The organism is Bacillus sp. 05T31, assembly GCF_056396725.1.
Window position 1 is genome coordinate 1 of record NZ_JBFTMA010000241.1, and the last position, 5,683, is coordinate 5,683.

The 5,683-nt window shown below is 32.9% G+C and carries 8 protein-coding genes; 3 read left to right on the forward strand and 5 right to left on the reverse strand.

From position 1 onward, the window contains the following. Positions 1 to 384 (forward strand): Hsp20/alpha crystallin family protein (locus AC1DJR_RS15545; protein ID WP_477002958.1); only part of this gene is annotated, 384 nt, incomplete at its 5' end. A gap of 36 nt (positions 385 to 420) precedes the next feature. Here AC1DJR_RS15545 and AC1DJR_RS15550 read toward each other — a convergent pair. Then, positions 421 to 1,008, reverse strand: a complete 588-nt coding sequence (locus AC1DJR_RS15550) for an SCO family protein (RefSeq protein ID WP_002141632.1) — start codon at positions 1,006 to 1,008, stop codon at positions 421 to 423. Between the two features lie 335 nt (positions 1,009 to 1,343). On the opposite strand from AC1DJR_RS15550, the gene AC1DJR_RS15555 reads away from it, so the two are divergent. Next, positions 1,344 to 2,318 carry an MBL fold metallo-hydrolase gene (locus AC1DJR_RS15555; RefSeq protein ID WP_429687318.1) on the forward strand — a complete coding sequence of 325 codons (975 nt, stop codon included), beginning with the start codon at positions 1,344 to 1,346 and terminating at the stop codon, positions 2,316 to 2,318. 188 nt (positions 2,319 to 2,506) lie between these two features. On the opposite strand, the gene AC1DJR_RS15560 is transcribed toward AC1DJR_RS15555, so the two are convergent. From AC1DJR_RS15560 to AC1DJR_RS15575, 4 genes are all read right to left on the reverse strand, one after another. Next, complete coding sequence (locus AC1DJR_RS15560) at positions 2,507 to 3,349, reverse strand: DegV family protein (RefSeq protein WP_477002959.1); 843 nt, start codon at positions 3,347 to 3,349, stop codon at positions 2,507 to 2,509. A gap of 153 nt (positions 3,350 to 3,502) precedes the next feature. Next, the gene (locus tag AC1DJR_RS15565; RefSeq protein WP_002012715.1) at positions 3,503 to 3,754 is read right to left on the reverse strand and encodes a DUF2535 family protein; all 252 of its coding nucleotides are present in this window, start codon (positions 3,752 to 3,754) and stop codon (positions 3,503 to 3,505) included. A gap of 328 nt (positions 3,755 to 4,082) precedes the next feature. Beyond that, positions 4,083 to 4,826: a twin-arginine translocase subunit TatC gene (gene tatC / locus AC1DJR_RS15570; RefSeq protein ID WP_012260868.1), complete on the reverse strand. Its 744-nt coding sequence runs from the start codon at positions 4,824 to 4,826 to the stop codon at positions 4,083 to 4,085. A gap of 53 nt (positions 4,827 to 4,879) precedes the next feature. Continuing rightward, on the reverse strand, positions 4,880 to 5,059 hold the full coding sequence (locus AC1DJR_RS15575; RefSeq protein ID WP_002012719.1) for a twin-arginine translocase TatA/TatE family subunit: 180 nt from the start codon (positions 5,057 to 5,059) through the stop codon (positions 4,880 to 4,882). Positions 5,060 to 5,268: 209 nt separating this feature from the next. On the opposite strand from AC1DJR_RS15575, the gene trhA reads away from it, so the two are divergent. Next, positions 5,269 to 5,683: PAQR family membrane homeostasis protein TrhA (gene trhA, locus AC1DJR_RS15580; protein ID WP_477002960.1), on the forward strand; the 415-nt coding region annotated here is incomplete at its 3' end.

A 5,683-nucleotide genomic window follows, 5' to 3' on the forward strand; every position in this document is an offset into this window, starting at 1 on the left:
CTTCGTGGCGTAATTGCTGATTTAAATCATTTTTTCCAAAAAGGAAACCGTTTATTAACATTCCCAGTAGATTTATACGAAGTTGGTGACGAACTCGTCGTTACAGCCGAACTACCAGGTATACAAAAAGAACAAATTCAAATTGAAATACAAAGCGAATACTTAAAAGTCTCTGTAAAAGAAGATATACTTGAAGAGACGGAAGAAGAACAGACATCTCATAACTATTATCGCCGAGAACGTTCCATTTCAGAAGCGTCAAGAATTATTAAGTTACCATATTTAATTAATAAAAAAGCAACGAAAGCTTCTTATCAAAACGGTGTATTAGAAATTCGCGCACCGAAATTACCACAACAGCATGACATATTATCCATAGACTGAATACTAATAAAAGAAGGGTGCTAAGCACCCTTCTTTTTAATCAGCTAATCGCTTCATATCACGTATAATATCTTCGTATGGCGTATTGCTAATGCCGCTATATTTTTTCATTACTTTTCCATTTTGATCGACTAAGAAAAATGATGTACCGTGTATTACTTGCCCATTCTCTGGTTTATCTACAAGCGACTGGAAGTTATCTTTTGAAAACTTTGTAATATCCTCCAGTGAATAACCAGTTAACAAGTTCCAGTTACTTGTATCCTCTGTAAACTTTTGAATGAATGCTTTCAAATTTTCTGGTTTATCAAGTTCAGGGTCTACACTAAACGAAACAAACTGAACGTCTAATTTCTCTTCCTTAGCCATTTTCTGTAATTTCGCCATATTAGCAGTCATTGGCGGACAAACTGTTTGACAGTTTGTAAACATGAAATCAGCTACCCAAACTTTCCCTTTTAAATCTTTTGTACCAAACGGCTTTCCTTCTTGATTTGTAAATTGGAAAGTTTCTAAATCCCAGTTTAACGGTTTACGGAGTTTTGCCCCTGAACTGCTACAACCTGCAAGTACAAAGAGACAAAATACAACCATAAGACCAATTAACTTTTGATAACGCTTCATTATTAAACCTCTTTTCTCTATCCTTAATTTATGTAAGTTATGTATATCATAACAAAAGTAAACACTATGAGAAAATTGTTTACATCATTTGTTCACGAAATCGTACGAATTTACGTATGTTACTTCTTTATTTCAAGCGAATTACTAGACAAAATATATTTTACTACTATTATTTCTCTAACCATTATTTGCGAAACGAAGTTCATTGTTAAATTTGTAAATAAATCCCCCTATTTTTTTACAATTACTTAAACATTAATCCATGTTAAACACTGTATTCCTTAACAACATTTCGGTACAATACAACTACAACGATTTTAAATGAGGTGATGTTCATGGCAAAGCGCTATGAAAATATGGATAATGCAAGTACAAAAAAATCAATTCGCTCCTTCTTACGTTGGCGTAAAGAGAGAAAGCAAAACAAAAAAGACTTTTCTTTTCTAGTAGAACAATCACCTGTTAAACAAAGTAAATTTCTACTAAATAACTTTGAAAAAACGACTGTCACATGGATTGGTCATTCAACTTTTCTCATTCAAACGAACGGCTTAAATATTTTAACAGATCCAGTATGGGCTAATAAATTAAAGTTAGTTCCACGACTTACTGAGCCAGGGCTCACTATAAAAGAACTACCTAAAATCGATATCGTTCTTATTTCACACGGTCATTACGATCATTTAGACTTTTCATCTCTTCGTCAACTAAATGATGATGCCTTATACCTTGTTCCTATTGGGCTAAAAAAATTATTTACTCGTAAAAAATTCACCAATGTAGAAGAATACAACTGGTGGGAAAGTACAACAATTGATGAAGTCTCTTTTCACTTCGTACCTGCCCAACACTGGACGAGAAGAACATTATTTGATATGAACACCTCTCACTGGGGAGGATGGATCATTGATAATATGACTTCTTCAGAAACCATTTATTTTTGTGGTGATAGTGGTTATTTCCAAGGATTTAAAGAGATCGGCAAACGTTTTTCAATCGATATTGCACTTATGCCAATTGGTGCCTATGAACCAGAATGGTTTATGAAAGTGTCTCACGTTTCACCAGAAGAAGCTGTGCAAGCSTATCTAGATATAAAAGCTACACATTTCATTCCCATGCACTACGGTACTTTTGCTTTAGCAGATGAAACACCAAGGGAAGCAGTAACACGACTACGAAATAACTGGAATTTACGAATGCTACCGTGGGAACAACTACATGTTCTCTTTTTAGGTCAAACTTTCACTTATAGCCCTATTGTCCCAAATAAAGAACCAGTAAAAATCACAGAAACTTCTCATGTATAATAGAACTAATTTTTGCGAGTAATTTATCATATACTTTAAAAAATTGAAAAGGGTGTTTTCCATGAAAGATTATTTACAGACTCGCTATATAATTAGCTGTAGCGCCTGTATTGCCCTTCTCATTTCTTATTTTCTGTCCTGAAATAATAAAAAAGCTACTTGAAAATTCATTTCAAGTAGCTTTTTTATTACTCTGCTAAATACATAAAACCAATTGCTCCTGGTCCTGTATGAGTACTGATAACTGGTGTTGTAAAGAAAATCTCTGATTGAGTGAATCCATTCACTTTTTCAACAGCAGCTTTTACACTTTCTGCTAAAGGAATTGCTTTAGCATGTGGAATCGCAACAGCTTTCACCACTTTTCCAGCAGTATCTTCCTCGAATAGTTTAGCCAACGTTTTTACAATCTGCCCTTGGCTACGTACTTTCGTTACCGGATTATATACGCCGCCTTCTAAACTTGCAATAGGTTTAATATTAAGTAATGAACCGATAAAAGCTTTCCCTTTACCGATACGTCCACCYTTYACTAAGTTYTCTAATGTATCTACGAYWACRTATAAACGAGTATTYTTTCTYACTTCATCAATACGTTTTAAAATATCTTCTAGTGAGCATTCTTCTTTTGCCATTTTTGCAGCTTCAATTACTTGATATGCTAAAGCATGTGTAATAAATTGAGAATCAACAACTGTTACTTTCGTATCTGTCATTGATGCAGCACTATTCGCTGTTGCGACAGTACCGCTCATTCCACCTGTCATATGAATAGAAAGCACTTGGCTTCCGTCTTCGCCTAGCTTGTCATACATTTCTACAAATGTACCCATAGCCGGTTGTGATGTTTTTGGTAATTCTTCTGATTTAATCATTTCTTCAATAAATTCATCCGGTTGCAAATCTACACGATCTAAGTATGTTTGTCCATTTACAGAAATAGATAATGGTAGAACATGAACATCATACTTCTCAATCACTTCTTGAGATAAATCTGCCGTTGAATCTGTTACAATTTTAATTTTTTGCATATTATATTCTTCCCTTTCCAATACGCTCTCCCTGTTATTATACTAGTATTCCCGAKGCTTTCAACAATTTCGAATAAATTTCACCAAATTAATTATATTTTTATACCTAAAATAAAAAAGACAGAGCYTAYCTAACTCTGTCCCTGCTGTGTATTATGCATTCTTTTCAAGAGTATTTGTCTTATATACATTTGAATAATCATTCCACTTCAAACAACTTTGTAAATATTCACGGAAAGAGTACGAGAATCTTGGGTTTTTATGTTTTTGAATTTTTGCAATAAACAATTGAAGACGAGACTGAATTAGAAACGCTAATGGATGCTGTGTTTGTAGGACAGGGATTTCAAATATTTTAATACAATTCCCTGTTGCATGAGTGAAATAAAAACTTTTCGTAATCACAATATCAATCCTCTTTTTCGTTGGATTTTTGAACTTCYTCCACTTTATTCTTTAACACGTTTTTTAGTGTAGGTTTCCTATGAATACTAAAATATCCTTAAGCTGCCCCATTTAGAAGTTAATACTTCATTTATATCCACCTAATTCGAACCCTGTCCTATATATCCTTTGAGACGGGGGTCTTATTACCCATATATAGCTTGATAACTTCAGTATAAACGTATAAAAATGAAAAGTTTGTCTAAATTTTGGAGATTCTATAATTTTTTCCTTCTATATATTGTATACAATTATAGCTAGAGTATAACAAATAAATTAAAAAGTGCCTTTATAACGAGGCACTTTTCGACTGTATTTCTTCTTCTCTTTTCTGTTTTCGTTTACTAACTATCTTTGATAAAGCGATACTGATTTCATAAATACAAATAAGCGGTACCGCTACTAAACTATGTGATAAAAAATCTGGCGGCGATATACATGATGCAATTATAATCAACACGACATAAGCATATCTTCTTATTTTCTGAAGAAATTCTGCCGTTAGAAGACCTATACTCGTTAAAAACATAACAACTACAGGTAATTCAAATATAACAGCAAACGGAACTGTTAAATTTAATACGAAATGAAAATATTTTTCTGTTGTAAACATCGTATTAAACATCTCATTACCAATTGTAGTTAGGAAATGAAATAAGAATGGCATGACGATAAAATAACCGAAAGATAGGCCTGCTATAAATAATATAGACAATACCGGTATATACATTAATGTCATTTTTTGTTCATTGGGATGTAAACCTGGTTTTACAAATAACCAAATTTGTATCGCAGCAAAAGGAATTGTACAAACGATAGCAAATACTGTAGCAATCGAGAAAAAAATCCACAACACATCACTTGGACCGAGAACAGTTAATTTCATTGGTAAATCTTTTACAAGCCAAAAATAAATATCCTTCGTAAAAGTAAATCCAATAATTAAAAATAATACAAAGGATAATACTGTATATATTACTCGTTTGCGAAGCTCAACAATATGTTCTACTACGCTCATTTCCCGATCTTCCATCTCGTTCACCACACTTTATTTATCCATTCCGAGAAAAACTTCAGCATATTCTTTTATTTATTTTTTTCTTTCTCTTGAAATGCCTCATCAGTCAATTCTTTTGTTGATTTTTTAAATTCTTTTAACGTTTCCCCTAAAGCTTTCCCAATTTCCGGTAACTTTTTTGGGCCAAATAAAATTAACACTGCTACTAAAATTAAAATTAACCCTGGAAAGCCAATATTTGAAAACATTTCCCCATCCCCTTCATAAGTAGATTCCTTGTCCTACTATTCCATAAGTTCATTTTGTCAAAAAATTTCGTAAACGTCAATGTATCCGTTGTATTTTGTCAAAAAAATTCAAAAATATAATCAATTAAATATCATTTTCTATTCCTTTTGTATATGATATGGTTAAGGAAAATATAACTTATCTCAATACAGTGAAAGGGATTAACATTATGACGCAAAAAATTAAAAGAATGACCCAATTTGTAAAAGAAGAAATTGCAAATGCAATTACTCATGGTATCGGTGCCATTTTAAGCATCCCTGCCTTAATCATATTAATTATTCATGCTTCCAAACATGGCACAGCATCTGCTGTTGTTGGTTTTACCGTTTATGGCGTAAGCATGTTCTTGCTATACTTATTTTCTACACTGCTACATAGTATCCATCATCCAAAAGTAGAAAAGTTATTTACCATTTTAGATCACTCCGCCATATATTTATTAATTGCCGGCACGTATACACCATTTCTACTCATTACACTGCGTGGCCCGCTCGGTTGGACTTTACTCGCAATTATTTGGACCCTTGCGATTGGTGGCATTATTTTCAAAATCTTCTTTGTTCGTCGCTTTATTAAAACAT